Here is a 1,348-nt window from a genome sequence, read left to right as displayed (position 1 = left end):
ATCTCCTCGCCCTCAACCCCACCGACTCCGTCACCGAGGGCTTCCTCCCCGCGGCGGCCCGGCTCGGCCTGGCGGTCACCCTCCTCACCGACCAGCCCGAGGCCCATGAGCGCGTCTACCTTCGGCAGGATGAGGAAGGGGTGACCCCGCACCCCTTCCCCGCCCTCGACATCGTCCCCTGTGACGTACGGGACTTCGCCGAGGTCATCAGCCGCATCGCCGCCGACGGCCGCCGCCCCCGCGCCGTCTTCACCAACAGCGACCACCTCCAGGCCCAGGCCGCCCTCGCCGCCCAGTACTTCGGCCTCCCGGGCAAGGACTGGCGCGCCGCGCTGCGCACCAAGAACAAGGCCGAGCTGCGCCGCGCACTCGCCGCCGCGGGCCCGGACGTCGCCGACCCCGTCTGGTCCGCCGAACTCGCCACCGGGCAGGACCCCGCCACCCTCGCCGGGCTCGACGCGCCCTACCCCTGCGTGGTCAAACCGCGCGAGGGCGTGGCCAGTGAGGACGTCGTCCTCGTCGCCGACGCGGACGAACTCGTCCGGCGCTGCGCCGAGATACGGGAACGGCGGCCGGGCGCGGCCCTGGTCGTCGAGGAGTTCCTCGAAGGCGAGCTGCGCACCCTCGAAATCCTCGGCGACGGTCGCACCCTCCACGTCCTCGGCGCCTTCCGCACCGAGCTCTCGCCGCCCCCGCACTTCATCGAGGAGCGGCTGCACCTGCTGCCCGCACCGCCGCCGCAGCCGCACACCGATCAGGTGCTGGCGCAACTGCGCGCGCTGGGCGTCGGCTTCGGCGTGTGCCACACCGAGTACGTCGTCCAGGGGGACCGGGCCCGCCTCATCGAGGTCAACTACCGTGCCATAGGCGACCAGTGCGACCTCGTCCTCGCCGAACTCCTCGGCATCCCCCTTTTCGAGTACATCCTCCGTACACACATGGGCGAGCCGCTGCCGGACGACCTCGGCGCGCGCACCGACGGCAGGGTTCGCATGGAGTACGTCATGGCCGACCGCGCCGGGCGGCTCGCCTCCGCCCCTCCGGCCAGTGTGACCGAGCGCGACGGCGTACGGCTGGACTACCGGCCGCTGCGCGGGATCGGCGAGGAGCACCCGCTCCACCGCACCAACCGCGACTTCCTCGGCGTGCTCCGGGCCACCGGCACCGACCAGGGGCGGATCGACGCGGCGGTGGCGCGGTTCCTCGCGGCCCACCGATGGGAGATCGTGTGACAGAGGAAGAGGAGCTTCTCGGACGGGTGCTCGACACGCTCCTCCGGGAGGACGCCTACAAGCTGCGCAGCCACGCCGTCCCGGTGCGGCGCGCCGACGGCGACTGGCTGCGCATC

The 1,348-nt window shown here is 73.0% G+C and carries 1 protein-coding gene; it reads left to right on the top strand.

The features are described from left to right. A partial coding sequence (locus tag GWI24_RS44455; RefSeq protein WP_210951676.1) for an acetyl-CoA carboxylase biotin carboxylase subunit family protein occupies positions 1 to 1,232 on the top strand: 1,232 nt, incomplete at its 5' end. Positions 1,233 to 1,348 lie beyond the last annotated feature (116 nt).

This window comes from Streptomyces sp. MK37H (assembly GCF_018035285.1).
Lineage (GTDB): Bacteria > Actinomycetota > Actinomycetes > Streptomycetales > Streptomycetaceae > Streptomyces > Streptomyces endocoffeicus.
This window is presented reverse-complemented; position numbering and strand designations above follow the sequence as displayed.